14 protein-coding genes are annotated in these 22447 nt (G+C 45.4%); 9 read left to right on the top strand and 5 right to left on the bottom strand.

Features of this window, described 5'->3' with window-relative positions:
• Positions 1–15 precede the first annotated feature (15 nt).
• A complete protein-coding gene (locus tag VIB_RS01980; RefSeq protein ID WP_040903832.1) occupies positions 16–693 on the top strand; it encodes a response regulator in 678 nt (225 codons plus the stop codon).
• A 79-nt stretch (positions 694–772) separates the two neighbouring features.
• On the opposite strand, the gene barA is transcribed toward VIB_RS01980, so the two are convergent.
• On the bottom strand, positions 773–3562 hold the full coding sequence (barA, locus tag VIB_RS01975) for a two-component sensor histidine kinase BarA (protein WP_004394310.1): 2790 nt from the start codon (positions 3560–3562) through the stop codon (positions 773–775).
• A 223-nt stretch (positions 3563–3785) separates the two neighbouring features.
• Here barA and rlmD point away from each other — a divergent pair, with 223 nt between their 5' ends.
• The 5 genes from rlmD to eno all read left to right on the top strand — a co-directional run bounded on the left by rlmD (position 3786) and on the right by eno (position 11557).
• On the top strand, positions 3786–5108 hold the full coding sequence (gene rlmD / locus VIB_RS01970; protein ID WP_004394309.1) for a 23S rRNA (uracil(1939)-C(5))-methyltransferase RlmD: 1323 nt from the start codon (positions 3786–3788) through the stop codon (positions 5106–5108).
• A gap of 65 nt (positions 5109–5173) precedes the next feature.
• Positions 5174–7393: a GTP diphosphokinase gene (gene relA, locus VIB_RS01965; RefSeq protein WP_004394308.1), complete on the top strand. Its 2220-nt coding sequence runs from the start codon at positions 5174–5176 to the stop codon at positions 7391–7393.
• A 122-nt stretch (positions 7394–7515) separates the two neighbouring features.
• Positions 7516–8319 carry a nucleoside triphosphate pyrophosphohydrolase gene (gene mazG / locus VIB_RS01960; RefSeq protein ID WP_004394307.1) on the top strand — a complete coding sequence of 268 codons (804 nt, stop codon included), beginning with the start codon at positions 7516–7518 and terminating at the stop codon, positions 8317–8319.
• Between the two features lie 221 nt (positions 8320–8540).
• Entirely contained in the window at positions 8541–10178 is a 1638-nt protein-coding gene (locus VIB_RS01955) for a CTP synthase (RefSeq protein WP_004394306.1), read from the top strand.
• A 77-nt stretch (positions 10179–10255) separates the two neighbouring features.
• Positions 10256–11557, top strand: coding sequence for a phosphopyruvate hydratase (gene eno / locus VIB_RS01950; protein WP_004394305.1), 1302 nt, complete (start codon positions 10256–10258; stop codon positions 11555–11557).
• A gap of 99 nt (positions 11558–11656) precedes the next feature.
• Here eno and VIB_RS01945 read toward each other — a convergent pair whose 3' ends face one another.
• The 4 genes from VIB_RS01945 to VIB_RS01930 all read right to left on the bottom strand — a co-directional run bounded on the left by VIB_RS01945 (position 11657) and on the right by VIB_RS01930 (position 15868).
• Entirely contained in the window at positions 11657–12871 is a 1215-nt protein-coding gene (locus tag VIB_RS01945) for a multifunctional CCA addition/repair protein (RefSeq protein WP_004394304.1), read from the bottom strand.
• Positions 12872–12942: 71 nt separating this feature from the next.
• Entirely contained in the window at positions 12943–13551 is a 609-nt protein-coding gene (locus VIB_RS01940; protein WP_004394302.1) for a TIGR04211 family SH3 domain-containing protein, read from the bottom strand.
• A gap of 230 nt (positions 13552–13781) precedes the next feature.
• Positions 13782–15041: an inorganic phosphate transporter gene (locus VIB_RS01935; protein ID WP_004394292.1), complete on the bottom strand. Its 1260-nt coding sequence runs from the start codon at positions 15039–15041 to the stop codon at positions 13782–13784.
• A gap of 146 nt (positions 15042–15187) precedes the next feature.
• Positions 15188–15868 (bottom strand): TIGR00153 family protein, encoded by a 681-nt coding sequence (locus VIB_RS01930; RefSeq protein ID WP_040903829.1) that lies wholly within the window; start codon positions 15866–15868, stop codon positions 15188–15190.
• A gap of 208 nt (positions 15869–16076) precedes the next feature.
• Between VIB_RS01930 and VIB_RS01925 the strand changes: the two genes are divergently transcribed.
• From VIB_RS01925 to glnE, 3 genes are all read left to right on the top strand, one after another.
• The gene (locus VIB_RS01925) at positions 16077–17597 is read left to right on the top strand and encodes a CYTH and CHAD domain-containing protein (RefSeq protein ID WP_004394279.1); all 1521 of its coding nucleotides are present in this window, start codon (positions 16077–16079) and stop codon (positions 17595–17597) included.
• Positions 17598–18111: 514 nt separating this feature from the next.
• Entirely contained in the window at positions 18112–19368 is a 1257-nt protein-coding gene (locus tag VIB_RS01920) for a methyl-accepting chemotaxis protein (RefSeq protein WP_040903825.1), read from the top strand.
• A 105-nt stretch (positions 19369–19473) separates the two neighbouring features.
• Positions 19474–22317: a bifunctional [glutamate--ammonia ligase]-adenylyl-L-tyrosine phosphorylase/[glutamate--ammonia-ligase] adenylyltransferase gene (gene glnE / locus VIB_RS01915; RefSeq protein WP_004394277.1), complete on the top strand. Its 2844-nt coding sequence runs from the start codon at positions 19474–19476 to the stop codon at positions 22315–22317.
• Positions 22318–22447: the final 130 nt, after the last annotated feature.

The following is a 22447-nucleotide window of genomic DNA, read 5'->3' as shown; positions in this document are numbered from 1 at the left end:
TGTATACTTGTGAGTATGAAAATAGTAGTGATTGATGATGAGGCTCAAATTCGTAGAATGCTTCGTGTTGCTTTAGGTAGTGAAGGCTATGAAATTATAGAAGCAGAAAATGGTAATATTGGAATAAGTATGGTTGCACGTCATCAGCCAAATTTAGTTGTACTGGATCTTGGTTTGCCTGATTTAGATGGGCAAGATGTGCTTAAGGAGCTTCGTAGTTGGAGTTCTATTCCTATTATAGTATTGTCGGTTAGGAACAAAGATAACGAAAAAGTTAAGGCTCTAGATAATGGTGCTCAAGATTATGTCACTAAGCCATTTAGCGTTGTTGAGCTATTAGCACGTATAAGAGTTTGTTTAAGAGATAATATTAAGCCAGAGCAACAGGCAGTATTAGATGATGGGAGTTTAAAGATTGATTTAACTCGTAGAGTTGTAATGTTTGATAATGAGCTAGTTGAATTGACACCTAAAGAGTATGGGGTATTGTCGATTCTGGCATCATCGCCTAATTGTGTTATTACTCAGACGCAGTTACTGCGAGAAATATGGGGGCCAGGTCATAGTCAAGATACTCATTATTTACGAATTGTTATTAGCCACCTTAGACAAAAATTAGGCGATGAATCATTAAATCCTAAATACCTAAGAACAGAGCCAGGTGTAGGCTACAGATTTTGTTTTGATAATTAAATGTAAATAATTAACAATGATATTCACTGAGGTCGTATTGATTAATACTACCTCAGTGAATATTTTATAATTAGCTATATTAAGTTAGTAAATATTGTGGCGCTTCGCTGAGTAGCTTCTCCATTTCATCTTGCAGTTCAAATAATTCTGGTTCGATATCACTGAGTTGGCTCCCTGAGCGCAGCATGTGTTCCAAGGTTGCACAGATGGCTTTTAGTGATGGAGTACCACTGTAAGAGCAGCTTCCGTGTAGTTTATGGATGTGATGCAGTAAATCATCTAACGCATACTGATCATCTTGCTGTGCTTGATTCACCACTTGAATCACATCAGGAAGATAGCTGACCAACAGTTGTAGCATCTCTTTAGCTAAGTCTTCTTTGCCTGCGGCTTGCTTTAAGGCCAGCGGCCAATCAATCACCATTGAAGAGGATGGATTGGCGGTAGAGTGGGGCGAGAGGAGCGGCTCTGCTTGATGGTGGCTCAAGGGAAGTTTCTCTACACCATGAGTTAAGTGGGTTGGACTCCAGTGCACCAGTACTTGTTGTAAAATATGCTCTTCAATGGGTTTGGTTAGGTAATCGTCCATGCCCGCTTTGAGCAGCCGATCTCGCTCTCCGGCCATGGCGTGTGCGGTTACCGCAATAATCGGCGTGGTGGTATTGAGCGGTAACTGTTTAATCGCTTTACAAGCGCTAACCCCATCCATATGTGGCATCTGAATATCCATTAAAATGATATCAAAAGCACGCAGTGTCGCTTGCTCTACCGCGCTTATTCCATCGCTGCAAGTGACCACCTGTGCAACCCTTTCCTGCAGTAGGGCGCTGATCAGTTTTAAGTTTGCTGGGTTGTCATCAACCGCCATCACGGTCAAGGGCAGCTTATCTATTTCACGCGGTTGCTCGATAGGCGTCGGTAGTGTCGGCTGATGAGCTAATAAGGTTTGCAATAGTTTGCGGCGTGACAACGGTTTAGTGACGCATTGTACCGGATAATGCTTCATCAGTTGGTCTGCCAATGCCAGCTCGGTACTTGGCGTACCAATAATGACATGGGGGGCAGATTGCAACGCTTGTTGAATCCATTGCTCCACGATGGTGCTGTCGGTTTCTTTCGTTGGCGATAAATTCAGTAAAATATAATCGTAGTGTTCCGATTCTTCAGGCATCGATGAGCGATAGGTAACGGTTAACCCGGCTTGCACTAACTGTTGCTGAACAATAGAAGCGGCCTGCATGTTAGGTTCGACCAGTAACAGTTGCTTGTCTAATAAAGCCTGCGTATCAACCCAATCACTGATTGGCATGGTTGTCGTAGGTAAACGCAGCGTAAACCAGAATGTCGAACCTTGATGCAGCCGGCTGGTTAAACTGATTTCGCCGCCCATTTGCCCGACTAACTTTTGCGTGATGACTAAGCCCAAACCTGTGCCACCGTAACGACGCGAAATGCTCGCATCCGCTTGACTAAAGGCTTGGAAGAGCTGGGCCTGCTGACGTTCTGAAATGCCGATTCCGGTGTCGCGGACCATAAACTGCAACTCAACCATATCATCCCGTTGTGAGCGCATTTCGACGCTGATATCAATGTTGCCACGTTCGGTAAACTTAATCGAGTTGCCGACTAAATTGGTTAAGACTTGTTGAATGCGCAGTGGATCGCCGACGAGGCCTAACGGGATCTTTGGATCAACTTTTAGCGTGATTTCTAAGCCTTTTTCATGGGCGCTGGTGGCCTGCAGATTAACCACTTCTTCTAAGGTTTCTTGAAATTCAAAGGGAATATTTTCAAGAGCGAGCTTGCCTGCTTCGAGCTTCGAGAAGTCAAGGATGTCATTAATAATGGTTAATAAGTTATTGGCTGATTTTTCAATGGTTTGAAGGTAGTCAGTTTGGCTGTTGGTTAACTGGGTTTTTAGCATTTGACGCGTAAAGCCGATCACCCCATTGAGCGGAGTACGCAGTTCGTGTGACATATTGGCTAAAAACTCAGATTTAATTCGAGCGGCTTCTTGAGCGCGTTTTTTGGCAATATCCAGCTCAACGTTTTGGATCTCCAATTGCTCAAGGGTTTCACGCAGATCTGAGGTGGCTTGATCAATACTGTGTTGCATTTCTACATGGTATTCGGACAACGAGACCGCCATGGCATTGATGCCTTTACGTAGCGAGTCCAATTCACCATGCATTTTCCCTTCAATTCGAACGTCTAAATGGCCGCGTCGAATGCGGTCAACCATGTTTTTCATATGGGTAATAGGACGAGTCACATCGTGCATGAGGCGAACGGCGAAAACGCTAGAGAGCACTAAGCCCATAATTAATACTAAGCAGGCGGAGAAAATCTCTTGATATTGTTGCAGACGCAGCGAAGACAGATCCAGTTCAATGGCAATATAGCCCAGTACCGGTACCGAGCGCGCGCTGTTAGTATTATCTTCGAGTAGGCGACTTTCTGCCAAAATCGGTGTACGGAGAATCAGGGTGTTATCATGTTGCTGAGCGCTGCCGAGGACGGGGATCGGTTGCTCTTTAGGGTACATCAAGCTTTCAAAGTTGGGATGAAAGTTGGAGGTAACAAATAACTCATGGCGAGCATCAAACACCGCAATACTGCGTACTAATTTGGAATGTTTACGATGAGCATAACTAATGATCCGTCGTACCGATTCTCTGCTTTGGTTTTTTAACGCTTCTTCACTGGCAATCGCCAGCGGTTCAATGATACTTGCGCCAGAATTGAGAACCTGAATTTCCAAATCGTGGTAACGATTGAATGAGAATAAAGCGCTAAGCAGTAACCCAATAATTAAGGTTGGTGCTAAAGTCAGGGTAATAACACGCGCACGTAAGCCATATTTGGTCATTATTGTCTAAACATCGTGGTGTGGATATGGGAAAATAACCCGCATTACAGTGGCGAAGCTATTCAATAAGTCGCTATCGTTGTTGAGTCAGACGGAGGTTGTCTGCTCACAACGCTAAGCCACTATAGCTTAATGCAAGAGTAATGGCTTCGACAATCTTCCCCACACAGAATAGTGATGCTGGGGCAAAAACCTTTTTATAAATCACACTTAGGCACAGAGCATGGCACGTTTTTTCCAAGCGAAGAAGAACACCTCGATTCAATCTAAACATCAGTCAGTCATGGTGACTAAGCTGGATCATCTTGGCGCGGGGATTGCGTATCAGCAAGACAAACCGATTTTTATTGATGGAGCGTTGCCTGGTGAAGAAGTTGTGATTCAACTCACTGAGAGTAAAAGCAAATTTTCGCGGGCGAAGCTTATCAAAGTGCTTACTCCTAGTCTCGAGCGCGTCGTGCCATTTTGCCAATATTATCAGCAGTGTGGCGGATGCGATTTACAGCACCTCTCTCGTGAAGCGCAAATTACTCATAAACAGCAAACTCTTAGCCATTTAATGAGTAAGTTCGCTAAGCAAGCGGTACCATTGTCAGCGTCTATCATTGATGAAGATAAAGGCTACCGTCGCCGAGCGCGACTCAGTTTATGGTGGGATAAAAAAACACGGCAATTGCAGGTTGGGTTTCGGCGTAAACAGAGTAAAAGTATTGTCAATGTGACGGATTGCCCAGTCCTTGAACCTCATCTTAATCAATGCTTAGCTGAGTTAAAACCTTTACTAAGTGGGTTTAAGCAGCCAGAACAACTGGGGCATGTTGAGTTGATCAAAGCCGATAATACCAGTGTGCTTTTATTGCGCCATTTAGCGCCGTTACCGAGTGCCGATAAGCAACGTTTGTCTGAATTCGCTCAGCGTCATCAATTGGCATTGTATTTGTTGACCGATGATCACCCGTTGGAGCATGTGCAAGGTGAAACGCCTTACTATCAAGAGACGGGAGTGACGATGCATTTTTTGCCCACTCACTTCATTCAGGTTAATCAATCCATCAACCAGCGCATGGTTGCCCAAGCTATCGAATGGCTAGAGATTCAAGCCAATGACCGAGTGCTTGATCTCTTTTGTGGCTTAGGCAATTTTAGTTTACCGCTGGCACGCATTGCTCACTATGTGGTTGGGGTTGAAGGCGTCGATGAGATGGTTTCAGTGGCCAGTGAGAATGCTCATTTGAACCAGATCAATAATAGCGCCTTTTACCAAGCCAATTTGGAACAAGATATGACCAAGGCAACGTGGGCGGCTGAAAAGTTTGATAAAATACTGCTTGATCCGGCGCGAGCGGGCGCAGCAGGGATTGTTGAACAGTTGGGACAATTATCGGCTCAACGTATTGTTTATGTCTCGTGTAACCCCGCAACTTTAGCGCGTGATAGCCAAAGCTTACTCAATCAAGGTTATCATTTGGCGAAATTGGCTATGCTTGATATGTTTCCTCATACTAGTCATTTAGAATCGATGGCTCTGTTTGTAAAAAATCGGTAAGCGGCTGAACTTTCGGGAGCGAAAGTCAGTCGATACCCTAAAATCTAAAAATTAGGATTATCCCTATGGTTGCGGTTCGTAGCGCACATTTAAACCCAGACGAACAGTTTGAACTAGAAAAATGGATTGCTAGTTTGCAGCAAGATAGCAAAACGACGGCGAGACTGATGGAAGTCTATCGTCAGTGTGATCATTGGCTTGAGGGGCACTCTCAAGGTCCAATGTTGCTATGGCGTGGACGGGAAATGATCGAAATATTGATCACCTTGTCGATGGATAAACCCACCTTAGTGGCAGCGCTACTGTTTCCGATTGCCACCAGCGGTTTGTTGGATCAAGAAGAACTCGAAGAGCATTACGGCAAAGAGATCATCAAGTTGATTCATGGTGTTGAAGAGATGGCAGCGATTGGGCAACTCAATATCACCATGCAAGGCAGTGAAGCGTCGGCACAAGTTGATAATGTTCGCCGTATGTTGTTGGCGATGGTTGATGATTTTCGTTGTGTAGTCATTAAGTTAGCAGAACGAATTTGCAATTTACGTGAAGTAAAAGACCAGCCTGATGAAGTGCGTCGCGCCGCAGCTAAAGAGTGCGCCAATATCTATGCGCCACTAGCGAACCGTTTGGGGATTGGTCAGTTAAAATGGGAAATTGAAGATTACGCGTTTCGTTATCAACAACCAGATACTTATAAACAAATCGCTAAACAGCTCTCTGAGCGGCGTATTGTCCGTGAACAATACATCCGTGATTTCGTCAATGATCTTCGCCAAGAGATGCAAGCATTAAATATCAATGCAGAGGTGAGTGGTCGTCCTAAGCATATCTACAGCATTTGGCGCAAAATGCAGAAGAAAAACCTCGCGTTTGATGAGCTGTTTGATGTGCGTGCGGTGCGGATCATCGCTGATAAATTGCAAGACTGTTACGCCGCTTTAGGTATCGTGCATACTAAATATAAACACTTGCCGGGCGAATTTGACGACTATGTGGCCAATCCGAAACCTAATGGTTATCAGTCGATTCATACGGTGATTTTAGGCCCCGAAGGCAAAACCATTGAGATTCAGATCCGAACTAAGCAGATGCATGAAGAGTCTGAGCTTGGCGTTGCCGCACACTGGAAATATAAAGAAGGCGCATCGACGGCTCGTAGTGGTTATGATGAAAAAATCACCTGGCTACGTAAGCTGCTTGATTGGCAAGAAGAGATGTCCGACTCAGGGGAAATGCTTGATGAACTGCGCAGTCAAGTCTTTGACGATCGGGTCTATGCCTTTACGCCGCGTGGTGACGTCGTCGATTTACCGATGGGCGCAACACCGCTCGATTTTGCTTACCATATTCACTCAGAAGTGGGTCATCGCTGCATTGGCGCTAAAGTGGCAGGGCGAATTGTGCCGTTTACCCATAAATTACACATGGGAGATCAGGTAGAAATTATTACCGCTAAAGAGCCTAATCCTTCTCGTGATTGGTTAAATCCATCACTGGGCTTTGTGCATTCTGGTCGGGCTCGAGCCAAAATCAACGCTTGGTTTCGTAAACAGAGCCGAGAGAAAAACCTTGAAGCGGGGCGTGAAATTCTCGAAAACGAATTGGCAAAAATTGGCGCTAAGTTAAAAGATGCCGAAGCGTACGCGTTAAAGCGCTTTAATGTTAATAGCGCCGATGAGCTTTACGTTGGTGTTGGCAGTGGTGATCTGCGCATTAATCAAATCATTAATCATATCAATGCATTAGTGAATAAGCCCACCGCTGAAGAAGAAGATAAGATCGCCTTAGAAAAATTAGCCGGTGAAGTAAAAACGACCACGACTCAAACCACTCACAAGGATGCGGTCGTGGTGCAAGGGGTGGATAATTTAATGACCCATCTTGCTCGTTGTTGTCAGCCGATTCCTGGTGATGATATTCGCGGTTATATCACTCAAGGACGCGGTATTTCGGTACATCGTAGCGATTGCGAGCAGCTTGAAGAACTCAGTCACCATGCTCCTGAACGCATCATTGAAACGGTTTGGGGACGAGGTTTTGTGGGAACTTATCGCTTGACGTTACGGATTGAAGCGATGGAACGCAGCGGGTTATTAAAAGACATCACCACATTACTGGCTAACGAGAAAGTGAAAGTGATCAGCATGAAAAACCGCAGTGATTATAAACGTCAATTGACGATTATGGACTTTGAGTTAGAGGTCAATAGTGTTGAAGTTCTACAGCGGATCATGAAGCGCACGGAGCAAATCAAAGACGTTATGCTCGTCAAACGATTGGGCTGAACCACGACCTACGCCGATCAGTGCGAGTGGCGATGGCGCCATGTCGCTGATTAGCCCTTAATCAATAACGAGGTGCGATGATGCTCATTGGCCTCGTTATTACGTATCAGTAAAGAGAAAGTATGTCTCATCCTATTGTACAACTTGAACAGATTATGGCGCAGTTACGTGATAAAGAGCATGGCTGCCCATGGGATAAACAACAAACCTTTGAAACGATTATTCCGCATACCATCGAAGAAACCTATGAAGTCGTCGATGCGATAGTCCAGCAAGATTGGCCTAACTTACAAGAAGAGCTCGGCGATTTACTGTTCCAAGTGATTTTTTATAGCCAGCTTGCTAAAGAGCAAGGATTATTCGAGTTTTCTGATGTGGTAGACACCGTCAATGAAAAGCTCACTCGCCGACATCCGCACGTTTTTTCTGACGCCAAGTTTGCCGATGAGCAGCAACTCAACGCCCATTGGCAGGCAGAAAAACGTAAAGAAAAGCAGCAAGCAGGCAAAACAGAACAAAGTATTCTAGACTCAATACCACAGGCGTTACCGGCCTTGTCGCGGGCTAATAAAATCCAAAAAAAATGCGCTCAATTTGGTTTTGATTGGGCAAGTATCGGCCCTGTGGCGGAGAAGGTGCAGGAAGAGTTAGATGAGGTGATGGCGGAAGTACTGCAAGTGCCCGTCGATGAGCAAAAGGTAGAAGAAGAGCTTGGGGATTTACTGTTTGCGACGGTTAATCTGGTTCGTCATTTAGGTAAGGATCCTGAACTGGCCTTAAATAAAGCCAATCATAAATTTGTACGCCGTTTTCAAGCCGTAGAGCAATTAGCATCATTAGCTGAGCAGCCACTAACTAGCCTGACATTAAACGAGTTAGATGCGTTATGGGAGCAAGTGAAACGACAAGAGAAAAAGGTTCGTTGACTCCATGTATCGCATGGATCTTCTCACTGCGTCATTTTGAGCGAGTTAATCAACCGTGGTGAGCAAAGAAAAAGCACCGACTTCAATCTGTTTGATTTGAAGCAAAAAATAAAAAACTGAGTGTGATAGATTTCACGTTGTGGCGATAAATGGGTTCTGGTATAGTTTTATCCCGTCCAGAAGAAATCCATTTCCCTCATTCAACCAATTTCAGGTTAAACATGACAACAAATTATATTTTTGTTACTGGCGGGGTTGTATCCTCTCTAGGTAAAGGTATTGCAGCAGCATCGCTTGCGGCGATTTTAGAAGCTCGTGGTCTTAAAGTGACCATGATGAAGCTTGACCCTTACATCAACGTTGATCCGGGCACAATGAGCCCAACCCAACATGGTGAAGTGTTTGTCACGGAAGATGGCGCTGAAACTGACCTTGACCTTGGTCACTACGAACGTTTTATTCGTACCAAAATGACTAAGCGCAATAACTTTACTGCTGGTCGTGTTTATGCTGATGTATTGCGTAAAGAGCGTCGTGGTGATTACCTAGGTGCAACGATTCAGGTTATTCCTCATATTACCAATGCGATCAAAGATCGTGTTCTTGCTGGCTCTGAAGGCCATGAAATCGCGATTGTTGAAGTTGGTGGTACCGTCGGTGATATCGAGTCTTTACCTTTCATGGAAGCCATTCGTCAGCTAGCGATCGAAGTTGGTCGTGAGCGGGCGATGTTTATGCATCTGACGTTAGTGCCTTATCTTGCTGCCGCTGGTGAAGTAAAAACCAAACCAACCCAACATTCGGTTAAAGAGCTACTCTCGATTGGTATTCAACCTGACATTCTAGTTTGTCGTAGTGATCGAGTGATCCCTGCGAATGAGCGTAAGAAAATTGCTCTATTCTGTAACGTCCCTGAAAAAGCCGTTATCTCAATGAAGGATGTTGATTCGATCTACAAAATCCCTCAGCTTATCAAGTCACAAGGTTTAGATGACTTGGTATGTGCACGATTTGGTATTACCGCTCCAGAAGCCGATCTTACCGAGTGGGAACGAGTCATTTATGAAGATGCTAACCCAACGGGTGAAGTGACGATTGGCATGGTCGGTAAATACATCGAGTTACCGGATGCGTATAAATCGGTTAATGAAGCATTGAAACACGCGGGTCTTAAAAACCGTTTAAGCGTAGATATTAAATACATCGATTCGCAAGATGTTGAAACCAAAGGCGTTGAAATCTTAGAAGGTGTTGATGCTATTTTGGTTCCGGGTGGTTTTGGTGATCGTGGTATTGAAGGTAAAATTCTTGCTGCTCAATATGCACGTGAAAATAATGTCCCTTATTTAGGTATCTGTCTAGGGATGCAAGTGGCGTTGATTGAATACGCACGTAATGTCGCCGGTATGGAAGGCGCGCATTCAACAGAATTTAACAAAGAAACCCCATTCCCTGTGGTAGGCTTAATTACCGAGTGGGTTGATGGTGAAGGTAACGTAGAAGAGCGTACCGAAAGTTCCGATTTGGGCGGCACCATGCGTTTAGGTTCGCAACTTTGCCACTTGACGAAAGGCACCAAAGCTTATGAGCTTTATGGTAGCGCGACGATTCATGAGCGTCATCGCCATCGTTACGAAGTGAATAACCATCTTCGTCCAAAAATTGAAAAAGCAGGCTTGAAAGTGTCTGGATTGTCAGCAGACAAGAAACTAGTGGAAGTGATTGAAAACCCAGCTCATCCATGGTTTGTTGCGGCTCAATTCCACCCAGAGTTCACATCGACGCCTCGTGATGGTCATCCATTATTTGCAGGTTTTGTGAAAGCAGCCGGTCAGTTCCAACGCGGTGAATTAAAGTAAAAGGATATGGGTAGCGGCTTAAGTTGTGCGGCTATCCTTTTAGTTTTGACATTTAAATTCAATGAGAGGAAACATTAATGTCTAAGATCGTTAAAGTTCTAGGTCGTGAAATCATCGACTCACGTGGTAACCCAACAGTAGAAGCTGAAGTACACCTAGAAGGCGGTTTCGTTGGTATGGCAGCTGCTCCATCTGGTGCATCTACTGGTTCTCGCGAAGCGCTTGAGCTACGTGACGGCGACAAGTCTCGTTTCCTAGGTAAAGGTGTTCTTAAAGCGATTGCTGCGGTTAATGGCCCAATTGCTGATGCTCTTGTCGGTAAAGACGCCAAAGATCAAGCGACGATTGACCAAGTGATGATCGACCTTGATGGCACGGAAAACAAATCTAAGTTTGGTGCGAACGCGATTCTTGCGGTATCACTAGCGAACGCGAAAGCAGCCGCTGCCGCTAAAGGTATGCCTTTGTATGAGCACATCGCTGAGTTAAACGGCACCCCTGGTCAATTCTCTATGCCTCTACCAATGATGAACATCATCAACGGTGGTGAGCACGCCGATAACAACGTAGATATCCAAGAGTTCATGATCCAACCTGTTGGCGCAAAAACGCTAAAAGAAGCAGTACGTATGGGCGCAGAAGTGTTCCATAACCTAGCTAAAGTTCTAAAATCTAAAGGTTACAACACCGCTGTCGGTGACGAAGGTGGTTTTGCTCCTAACCTTAAATCTAACGCTGAAGCGCTAGAAGTTATCGCAGAAGCGGTTGCTGCTGCGGGTTACGTGTTAGGTAAAGACATCACATTAGCGATGGACTGTGCTGCTTCTGAGTTCTTCGACAAAGAAGCTGGCATCTACAACATGAAAGGTGAAGGTAAAACGTTCACTTCAGAAGAGTTCAACCACTACCTTGCTGAGCTAGCTAACAAGTTCCCAATCGTATCTATCGAAGACGGTCTTGATGAGTCAGATTGGGATGGCTTCAAGCACCAAACTGAACTGCTTGGTGACAAGCTACAATTAGTGGGTGATGATCTGTTCGTAACCAACACTAAGATCCTGAAAGAAGGTATCGAGAAAGGTATTGTTAACTCAATCCTGATCAAGTTTAACCAAATCGGTTCACTAACTGAAACATTGGCAGCTATCAAGATGGCGAAAGATGCTGGTTACACTGCAGTTATCTCTCACCGTTCAGGCGAAACTGAAGATGCAACGATTGCTGATCTAGCGGTAGGTACTGCTGCAGGTCAAATCAAAACAGGTTCTATGAGCCGTTCTGACCGTGTTGCTAAGTACAACCAATTGATCCGTATTGAAGAAGCACTAGCTGGTCGTGCTCCTTTCAACGGTCTAAAAGAAGTGAAAGGCCAAGCGTAATCCTTTTGGATACGGCTTAGCATCATCGCTTAGAGAACGCCCTGCCTAGCAGGGCGTTTTTTTGTATTGAAGATAGGAACAAGGCCGGTACAGTAGGGCTTATGCCGCTGCGCTAATCGCTTGTATTCGCCGTTTATTAAGCTCTTCTTTAATGGCTTTACCCTGAAAACCATCAGCGATCACCTGCTGTACCTCGACACTTAGAGCCGCTTGATAAGCATTAAGAAATAGATCGCGTTGCGGATAAGCGTTTGCTTCGCAGCCTAATCGACCTGCGTGATCCGCCTGACAACAGAGCAAAACGTCATATAAACGCTCGGGTTTACGCCAGACATCGAGTTTATCGAGTATCTTAAGCTTGGTGCTCGCTTTAAGCTCTGCCGCTCGATGAATGTTTGAATGCTGCTCACAGACTAATAATGCTAGATCTTTGCACTCATTAGGAATGCGGACACGTTCGCATAACGCGTTAATAATTTTAACTCCGGTATGGCAGTGCATTTTGTGGCTTGGCCATTCACTCTGCGGTGTTACTCCTTTGCCAACATCATGTACTTGCGCAGCAAAACGCACCGCAATGGATGGAGAGAGCTTTGCCGCTTGTGCGGCGACCATTAACGTGTGTACTCCGGTATCTATTTCAGGGTGCCACTGCTTTGGTTGTGGTACACCGAATAAGCGGTCAATTTCAGGTAATATGATCGCCAGCGCCCCACATTCGCGCAGTGTAGAGAGAAAGACCTCTGGATTCGCGGTCGAAAGCGATTTATGCCACTCTTGCCAGATGCGCTCCGCGGTTAAATGATGCAACTCTCCAGATTGAGCGATCTGTGTCATTAATTGCATTGTCTCGTTAGCAATCACAAACCCAAGGTGCGCCAACTTTGCCGCAAATCGTGCGACGCGAAGGACACGAAGCGGATCTTCGATAAAGGCATCAGAAACGTGGCGTAAGAGACGATTGTGCAAATCACGCTGGCCACCATAAGGATCAATCAGCTTGCCAGTGTTATCTTGTGCTATGGCATTAATCGTCAGATCGCGTCGAGCGAGGTCTTCTTCAAGACTGACATCTGGGGCGTAATAACAAGCAAATCCGGTATAGCCTGATCCTGTTTTACGCTCAGTACGAGCCAGAGCATATTCTTGTTTTGTCTCAGGGTGTAAGAAGACAGGGAAATCTTTACCGACCGCTTGATAGCCGGCTTGACGCATTTGCTCTGGACTACTGCCGACGACGACCCAATCTTGATCATGTACTGGCAAAGAGAGTAATTGATCGCGCACCGCGCCACCAACGAGATAAACTTGCACAGAGGCTCCTTATTGAGACAAACAAGTGCGAAGACAAAAACGGCCACCTTAGGTGACCGTTGATCGTGTCATTATGCCCATCCGGCAGGATTACGCTTACGGCGAGGGATAATGTGTGGTAGCACTAGACCAAACAGCAAGCCGCCGCCAGCAACGCCACCGCCATAGATAAAGTATTTCAAGAGTAAATCCTCTTTTTGGGTATCTAGGCGAGCACGCAGTTCACGGATTTCAGTTTGCGAAGCAATCAGTTGCTGACTGATATCGCTATAACTTTGTTCTAGATCGGCGATTTGTTTGTTACGAATTTCTAATGAATCGACCAGTCCCGCTTTTTCACTATCGGCATTTTGGCGAGCATTGGCCAGTTGGTTCTTCACTTCTTTGAGTTCTTTTTCAAGTAATGGCAGGCGAACCGCCATGCTGACTTCACGAGTCACAAAGCGGCTTTCTATCCAACCATTGCGTCCTCGTTCATCAACAATTTGGCTATAACCTGTCTCTTTATTGGTGTTGAGCAGTTTAACTTTCTCTCCCGCATCAATCGATCCAATAATACGAAACTGATTACTTGGGCCGGAATGCATATAAGTAAACAGTTTATCTGCGACATAACGGTCTTGGGCGAGCGCTGGTGCTGCTAATAAAGAAAATAGCACCATGCAGATGAGTTTTTTCACGGTAGATCCCTTAATTATGGTCAATATTGCGCGTGAGAGCTTTGAATCATCTCATTCTGTTGATGGGCGCGCAATAGGGTTATGTACGACTTTATTATCAGTCTTAAGGTTTGTTTTACAAATAGTAAAAACTTTCTGCGCGCGGCGCAACAAAGAAGGGAGGCTGAGCCTCCCTTTCTGTGCGTTTGAGTCAATAATGACAATCCGTTTACATTGGATTGACGAATCGATTAAGTAAACGCCGCTTGAATCGCATAGAAGAAGATCACGGCCAGTAAAGCACCGGCGGGTAAAGTCACAATCCATGACGCGACAATATTACGCACCACACCTAAATTGAGCGCGGCGATACCACGAGCAAAGCCTACTCCTAACACGGCACCGACTAAGGTCTGAGTGGTTGAAATCGGTAAGCCAGTGCCTGAAGCGAGTACCACCGTCGAAGCGGTAGCTAACTGAGCGGCAAAACCACGACTTGGTGTTAATTCAGTGATCCCTGTTCCGACGGTAGCCATCACTTTATGACCCAGTGTCGCTAGACCGATCACAATCCCGATACCACCGAGTGGTAATATCCACCAGGCAATCGCACTTTTAGAGGCGACATTACCTAGGCTTTCAACCGTAGAAACCACCGCGGCTAGGGGACCAATCGCATTCGCTACATCGTTTGAACCATGGGCAAACGCCATCGCACAGGCGGTAATAACCATTAAAACAGAGAAAATACGCTCAACATTAGAAAAACCATGGTTCTCTTCGGTATCGGCAAATTTCTTATAAATGTACAGATAGCCAATAACCATGACAATGCCTGAAACCAGAATCGAACAGATCCAAGCTTCACTACTGGTTAAGTGTAGTCCAACATGTTTTAAGCCTTTTTTAATGGTCACTAAGGCGATCACCATGGTGGTAATAAACATGTAAACGGGGACGAAACGCTTGGCATTAATCAGCGGCGTTTCTGTATCAAAGATCAGTTTTTGTGCACTGACAAAAATAGCGTAAGCCAATAAGCCGGAAATAAATGGCGTGATAACCCAACTGCCAACGATGCCTTGTACTGAGCTCCAATCAACAGCTTCTGAACCAACAGAAATCGTCGCAAAACCAATAATCGCACCAATAATTGAATGGGTGGTTGAGACTGGCCAGCCCATATAAGAGGCAACAAGCAGCCAAGTACCTGCGGCGAGCAGGGATGACATCATGCCATACACCAGCAGGTCTGGTTGATCGGCAAACAGGGTGGTGTCAATAACACCTTGGCGAATCGTATCGGTGACTTCGCCTCCGGCTAAATAAGCGCCAGCAAATTCAAAAATCATCGCAATGATGATCGCTTGCTTGACGGTGAGAGCTTTTGAGCCAACAGATGTGCCCATCGCATTGGCGACGTCATTTGCACCAATACCAATGGCCATTAATAAACCGAAGATCGCTGCAACAATAATCAGGACAATGCCGTAGTTCGCAAGGATATCCATCGTAATACCTAGTTGTTGATAACAAGCGGAGACTCATCGTGGTGCTTTTTAGGCACGAAAAAAACCATTAGCGCAAGAATATAGTCAGCGCTTGAATGGTGGGAAACACGATTATGGCTCTTAGTTATTTGGTTAACTTAAATGATTTAAGAACGGGAAAGCATCAGTTCAAGTCGAGCACCGACTCGCTGAGCTTGATCAGCGATACCGCCGACCCATTCAAAGATTTTGTACAAGAATATGACGTCAATCGGATTCATGGTTGACTCGATGGCCATTAACTGTTGGCGTAACCGAATCTGCATGTTATCCGTGTCATCTTCTATGACATCCAGTTGATTAATCATTTCCGCCACGAGCGTGACTTCACGACCTTTAAATCCGGTTTCCAATAACTCGTCAAGTTCATTGATTACCTTCTGTGCTAGTGTCGCTGCGTCAAGACAGCGTTGAACATAAGCGAGGAAATTATCTTGGAGAGGTTTAGGGATAATAAGCTGACGACCGTAAACACGGCCAGAAATGTCTTTAGCAAGATTTGCCAGCTTATCTTGTTGAGTGAGAAGCTCAAGCATGTCAGTACGATCAACCGGCAGAAACAGACCGCGAGGGAGTTTCAGACGAATTTCGCGTTTTAACACGTCGGCTTCTTTCTCTAAATGAGAAATTTGTGCGCGTATTTCTGCGGCTTTTTCCCAATCACCTTGAGCACAAACTTCAAAAAAGTTGATCAGGTGCGAGCAGCATTCATTGACACACACAACGTGTCGTTGCAAAGGCTTAATGGGGGACTTTGCAAATAACCCCATAATGGTATTTACTGGCATGGTCATTCAACCTAATTACTATAACCGAGAAAGAACAGACACCACGATAGCCTGGTGAAATGTTGAGCGTTGGCTATAAAGGCGCGCATGGTAACCTAATAATAGAATCATTAAAACTGTTTTAGATCATCAATAGGACGATATTTCTCACTTGCCCCGCTGTCTATTAGGCAATATCCTGTCGCTATCTGCTGTGAAAGGTATAACTATGGAAACCGAGATAGAACTGAAGTTTTTTGTTTCTCCTGATTTTTCAGACGTTTTGCGTAATAAAATTTCCGAAACCAAAGTGCTTCAGCACCATTGCCGGCAACTGGGTAACACCTATTTTGATTCTGCTGACCATTGGTTACGTCAACACGATATTGGGCTACGTATTCGTCGTTTTGATGAGGTGTACGTGCAAACCGTCAAAACTGCAGGACGAGTCGTTGCAGGCCTGCATCAAAGACCTGAATACAATGCAGAGCACACGGGTAATCAACCCGATTTAACCCTGCATCCTGAAGATATTTGGCCTCAAGGGCGTGATGCTGAAACGCTGCAATCGCAATTGGTCGCTTTATTTTCGACCAATTTCACCCGTGAACAGTGGCTAGTCGCCATGAATGATGGTAGTCAAATTGAAGTGGCGTTTGATCAAGGCGTTGTCGAGGCTGGCGATAAACAAGCGCCGATTTGTGAGGTTGAGTTAGAGCTTAAATCGGGACAGATAGATGCGCTATTTTTGCTTGCTCGTCACCTCTCTGAACAAGGTGGTATGCGGTTGGGGAACCAGAGTAAAGCGGCAAAAGGTTATCGTTTAGCGATGGGGTACGAAGGTGACGAGGTGCAAGGGCTTACACTGGTGAATACCCAGAGCAATGATAACGTTGAATCTTGCTTTATTCGCTCACTCGAGCACGCTCTTGCCCATTGGCATCGCCATGAACAAATTTATACCGAACAAGACTCGATAGCCGCTTTGCATGAGATTCGTCATGCAATCAGTTTTATTCGCCAATTACTCAGCGTATACGGTGGTATTGTTCCACGCCGAACCAGTGCGATTTTACGTCAAGAACTTAAATGGTTAGATGGTGAATTGGCGTGGTTAAAACAGTATGACTATCTAGAAGACTTACTCAAAGATAAGGGCTATGCGTTACGTAAGCTGGATGCCCGTAAGTTTTTAGTCAACGAGCTTAAGCAGCGCCAAGAAGCCTTACCTCAACGTGAAGCGTCATTAAAATTATTACACAGTGCCCGTTATACTGCGTTATTGCTGGATCTCAGCCGTTGGATTTTAACCCGCGGATGGCAGCCGTTTTTGGATGATAAAGCTCGTGAGCGAATGGCTCGACTGGTGGGGCCTTTTTCTGTCAAACAGCTTGACCGAGCGTGGGCGGAGTTGGTTGAGGTCTTTCCGCCAGAGGAGGCACTCTCAGCTGATGATTACATTGAACAGCAATATCGTTTGATACGCGCGCTTTATACTGGGGTCAGTTTCGCGCGTTTATATGATGCCGAGCAGCGTTTAGCGTTTCGGATGCCATGGATTGATTTATTACATGGTATCGATGACTTATTAACCTTAAAAACGTTAGAGCAACTGCTTGATCTGTTACAAGATGAACAAGATCAAGAGCAGTTAACCCGTTGGCTTAATCGTCAAGAAAACTCGATTTTGCACGCCATGGAGCAAACGCGTCGCATTGGGATAGAAGCGACGCCTTATTGGCGTGAATAGTGCCTATCCCCTTCGTACTTGCAGCTGCAGCGGTGTTGGCTACGTTCGTTCACCCCAATCACATCGTTTGCCTATGCTCATGGGGATTCACTCACTTGCCGCCTACCTGCAACTTCAAGTCGTTTGGGTATACGCTCATCAAGCACATTTCTGAACTTTCACTTCGGGAATGTGCCACTTTCATCCTATCTTTCCGTTACTTCTCTCTTTGTTGAAAAAACTAGAGTTAACTCACAAATAGCGTAACCGCTGGTTTATTCCATTGTAGCCATTTGATGTGTCGCCGATAAAAACGGTGATGGTTGGATATATACTGCATTAAAGAGTGTGTAATGCATAATCCATCGGCTTAGACAAATCACACCATCAATCTGCAAATTCGCGAGGTAATACACATCGAGAGCCGCTGGTTTTTGATAGTATTAATTTCATACGAAGCTCGAAATAATTCATACGTGGTAGGTGGGCATCACACCATGATGGGCGAGCATAAAAACAGAGTGGAGAATCAGTCATGGCGAGGATGGCATTTAAACCGTGGGAACGGGTGATCACAGACATACGTTTGATCCCTAAAATGGTCATGCTAATGTTTTTTAGTACGATTTTAGTGATCGGCAAGCAACTGTGGGATGCGAGCTTGTTCTATGACTCTTTACTTGCTGCGACTCAAAGTACGGAAATTGCCAAATTGCACTATGACACTTATATCGTGCAGGTCATTTGGCAAACTGGGTTTATGATCGTCACTTTTGTTTCATTACTGATGTTTGCCGCGCGAGTGATGTTACGTCAAACCCAATTTCTTAGTCAGTCAATCAAACAGATGGCTGAACGCGATTTATCTGAACCTATTTTTATGGACTGTAAAGATGAGTATGGTGATGTCGCTCGTGAGTTAGAGAAAACTCGCCGCCAACTGCAAGATTTAATTAAAGTGCAGATCACTACATCACAAGAATTAACCACCTTGACGGAAGTCATGACGATCAGTATGTCAGAGACGAAAGACTCCGCGCAGGAAGAGTTCCATGAGATTGACCAAATTGCTACGGCGATGAATCAAATGTCGTCAACGGTACAAACGGTCGCCGATCATGCACAAAGTGCGTCTTCATTGACCGAGACCGCTTCTCATAGTGCGGCTACGGGGCAGCAGTTTGTTCAAAAAACCATTCGTAAAATTGATCAGTTATCAAAAGATATTGCCGCTTCAGCTTCAGCCGTAAACCAAGTTGAAGAGCGAGTCGTTGCGATTGGCAGTGTGGTCGGTACCATTCAAAGTATTTCTGAACAAACCAATTTATTGGCGTTAAATGCCGCGATTGAAGCCGCTCGTGCTGGCGAGGCGGGGCGCGGTTTTGCTGTGGTTGCCGATGAAGTTCGTAACTTAGCTCAGCGTACTCAGACGGCAACGGTTGAAATTCAAGATATGATTAGCCATCTACAAAGCAGTGCTAACTCGGCAGTGGATTTAATGGAAAAAAGTGTCGTTGAAGCGGCTGATGGCGTTGAATTAATCACCAATGCCGGCACAGAGTTGGACGGTATTGTCCAACAAGTCAAACTCATCAATGATATGAACTTACAGATTGCGACAGCAGCGGGGCAACAAAGCAGTGTCGCGGTGGAGATCAATCAAAATATCACCAATGTGAGAGAGTTAGTCGAAGCATCGGTTACGGTAGTCAGTGAGTTGCTGGAAACTTCTGAGCTAATGCAAAATAATGCTGAAGAGCTGGATCGAAAAATCACCGTCTTCAAGGTGTGATCGGTTCAGATTAATTGATATCAACGACGCTCACTGTTTAGTGGGCGTTTTTATTTATCTCAGACTGCGATAGAGTGAGTCGATGATGAGAGACAAGGATGATTTATGCAGCTCCCCGAACACTTAATGACTCATGCCGATAACGCCTACCAACAGTTGCTTGCTGAGCAGCCTAAGCTGAGTCAGTGGCCGTCTGAATTACAGCAATCACTTCGTTATGTGACCACGTTGAGCCGTTTTGTCACCCAGACCTTCTCTCGTGATGAGTGGCTGGTCGATGAATTTCCTAATTGGTTACAAAGTGAATCGAGAGCAGAGACTTATCGCGAGCGATTACAGGCTTTATTAACGTCGTGCCCTGATGAACAAACCGGACAACGGATTTTACGTCAGTTTCGTTATCGAGAGATGGTCTATATTGCTTGGCGTGATTTTTTAGCCACTTGGCCTGTCGAGCAGAGCCTTGAGCATCTTTCTGAACTGGCGGAAGCGCTGATCGTCGAGACGTATCAATGGCAATATTCACTGTGCTGTCAAGAGTGGGGAACGCCATGCAATGCGCAAGGTGAGGCTCAACCGATGCTGATTATCGGCATGGGTAAATTAGGTGGTGGGGAGCTCAATTTCTCTTCGGATATCGATCTGATTTTTACTTATCCTGAAAACGGTCAAACTCAAGGCGTCAGGCGCAGTATTGATAACGGACAGTTCTTTACCCGTTTAGGCCAGCGGATCATAAAAATGCTTGATCAACCGACACTCGATGGTTTTTGTTATCGGGTTGATATGCGTTTGCGTCCGTTTGGCGAAAGTGGTCCTTTAGTGATGAGCTACGCCGCATTAGAGGATTACTACCAAGAACAAGGACGTGATTGGGAACGCTATGCGATGGTCAAAGCGCGGGTGATGGGCCGTGAAATGCATCATCAGTATCAAGAACTACGGCAAATGCTGCGGCCTTTTGTGTTTCGTCGTTATATCGATTTTAGTGCGATTCAATCGCTGCGGCGAATGAAATCGATGATCCGTAGTGAGGTACGTCGTCGTGGATTGAGTAATAACATTAAACTGGGTGCTGGTGGTATTCGGGAGATTGAATTTATTGCCCAAGTTTTCCAGCTCATTCGTGGCGGACGAGAGCCCAGTTTGCGCCAGCGAGGATTGTTAGAAACACTACAGGCGATTGCCGAACTTGAACTATTAACCACCGAACAAGTCGTGCAATTAGTGGCAGCGTATCGTTTTTTGCGCCGATTAGAAAACCTAATGCAGGCTATGGAAGACAAACAGACGCAAACGCTGCCAGAGAAAGAAGACGATCAATGGCGTCTGGCCATTGCGATGGGCTATGAATGTTGGGATGCGTTACTTAGCCAGTTACAACATCATATGACGCAGGTTCATCAAGTGTTCATCACTTTGATTGGTGAGGATGATGATGAAGAAAGCACCACGGCTGAGCATTTTCATGAACTGTGGGACATGGCAGATAAGCTGGATGTGATTGTACCTATTTTTAGGCAGGAGTTGGCGATTGAAGATCCTTCGAATTTGGCGCATTGCTGCTTAACGTTTAAGCAGGATTTAGCTAAAAAAACCATTGGTCCACGTGGCCGAGAGGTATTAAATCGCTTAATGCCTAAGGTTTATCAAGCCATATTCTCTCATCCCGATGCGCAATTTGGTTTAGCGCGAGTGCTGCATTTACTGAATAGTATTGCCACGCGCACCACCTATTTAGAGCTGTTGGATGAATATCCAGCAGCACTGCATCAACTGGTTCGTTTGTGCACAGCCAGCCCGATGATTTCCGAGCAACTGGCTCGTTACCCGATTTTATTGGATGAGTTGATTGATCCGCAGCATCTTTATCATCCGATCGATCTTGGTAGTTATAAAACCGAGCTGCGTGATTTTCTTGCTCGTATTCCAGAAGAGGACATGGAGCAGCAAATGGAAGCGCTGCGTCAATTTAAGCAGATCGGGATATTGAAAATCGCTGCTGCTGATATCGCGGGTGTGTTGCCAGTGATGAAAGTCAGTGATCATTTAACGTATTTAGCTGAAGCCATCGTCGATGCCGTCGTTAATCAAGCTTGGTTGCAAGTCAGTGCCAAACATGGTGTGCCGGATCATTTAACCCAACAAGCTGGTAAAGGCTTTGCTGTGGTAGGGTATGGCAAAGTGGGGGGCTGGGAGCTGGGTTATAACTCCGATTTAGATATTGTCTTTATTCATGATTGTCCGGCTTCTTCCATGACTCAAGGGATCAAACCGATTGATGGGCGACAATTTTATCTGCGTCTTGCTCAGCGGATCATTCACCTTTTTTCGACCCGTACCGCTTCCGGTATTTTGTACGAAGTCGATACCCGTCTACGTCCTTCCGGCGCTTCGGGGTTATTGGTCAGCTCGATAGACGCTTTTGCCGATTATCAGCATCAAGAGGCTTGGACGTGGGAGCATCAAGCCTTGGTCCGAGCAAGAATGATTTACGGTGAAGCGGATTTACAAGCCAAATTTAATCATGTCAGACATTCTGTACTCTGTTTGCCGCGAGATCCAAACACTTTGCAACAGCAAGTGGTCGAGATGCGTGACAAAATGCGTCAACACTTGGCCAGCAAAAAAGCCGGACGTTTCATGTTAAAGCACGATCAAGGTGGGATCACCGATATTGAGTTTCTCGCGCAATATTTTGTCTTACGTTATAGTCACCAGCATCCAAAGTTAACGCGTTGGTCGGATAATGTGCGTATTTTTGAATCGCTGATGAACGAAGCGGTACTGGGTCCCGCATCAGCTGAGGCATTAACTCGCGCGTATACCGAGATGCGAGATCAAATCCATCATCGTAACTTATTGAATCTTGATGCGGATGTGGATGAAGCACAATGGGTAGCTCAGCGAGAATGGGTGATTGAAACTTGGCATCACTGGTTAGGCTGAACGCTGTCAGCGAGGAAACGCTGCCTACTGAACCCGATAAAGATTGGTCGTACTGACACCGCTTAGCGGTAACTCAAAGTAGTTTGCCGATAGAGGGCTATGTTACACTGCGCCATAGATTAATAGTGGA

This window comes from Vibrio metschnikovii CIP 69.14, from assembly GCF_000176155.1.
GTDB classification, from domain to species: Bacteria; Pseudomonadota; Gammaproteobacteria; order Enterobacterales; family Vibrionaceae; genus Vibrio; species Vibrio metschnikovii.
This window is presented reverse-complemented; position numbering and strand designations above follow the sequence as displayed.

What these genes read in the sequence shown, in the direction of transcription:
- VIB_RS01980 (WP_040903832.1), top strand. Translation starts at nt 16, where the DNA reads ATGAAAATAGTAGTGATTGATGATGAGGCTCAAATTCGTAGAATGCTT.
- barA (WP_004394310.1), bottom strand. Translation starts at nt 3,562, where the DNA reads ATGACCAAATATGGCTTACGTGCGCGTGTTATTACCCTGACTTTAGCA.
- rlmD (WP_004394309.1), top strand. Translation starts at nt 3,786, where the DNA reads ATGGCACGTTTTTTCCAAGCGAAGAAGAACACCTCGATTCAATCTAAA.
- relA (WP_004394308.1), top strand. Translation starts at nt 5,174, where the DNA reads ATGGTTGCGGTTCGTAGCGCACATTTAAACCCAGACGAACAGTTTGAA.
- mazG (WP_004394307.1), top strand. Translation starts at nt 7,516, where the DNA reads ATGTCTCATCCTATTGTACAACTTGAACAGATTATGGCGCAGTTACGT.
- VIB_RS01955 (WP_004394306.1), top strand. Translation starts at nt 8,541, where the DNA reads ATGACAACAAATTATATTTTTGTTACTGGCGGGGTTGTATCCTCTCTA.
- eno (WP_004394305.1), top strand. Translation starts at nt 10,256, where the DNA reads ATGTCTAAGATCGTTAAAGTTCTAGGTCGTGAAATCATCGACTCACGT.
- VIB_RS01935 (WP_004394292.1), bottom strand. Translation starts at nt 15,041, where the DNA reads ATGGATATCCTTGCGAACTACGGCATTGTCCTGATTATTGTTGCAGCG.
- VIB_RS01930 (WP_040903829.1), bottom strand. Translation starts at nt 15,868, where the DNA reads ATGCCAGTAAATACCATTATGGGGTTATTTGCAAAGTCCCCCATTAAG.
- VIB_RS01925 (WP_004394279.1), top strand. Translation starts at nt 16,077, where the DNA reads ATGGAAACCGAGATAGAACTGAAGTTTTTTGTTTCTCCTGATTTTTCA.
- VIB_RS01920 (WP_040903825.1), top strand. Translation starts at nt 18,112, where the DNA reads ATGGCGAGGATGGCATTTAAACCGTGGGAACGGGTGATCACAGACATA.
- glnE (WP_004394277.1), top strand. Translation starts at nt 19,474, where the DNA reads ATGCAGCTCCCCGAACACTTAATGACTCATGCCGATAACGCCTACCAA.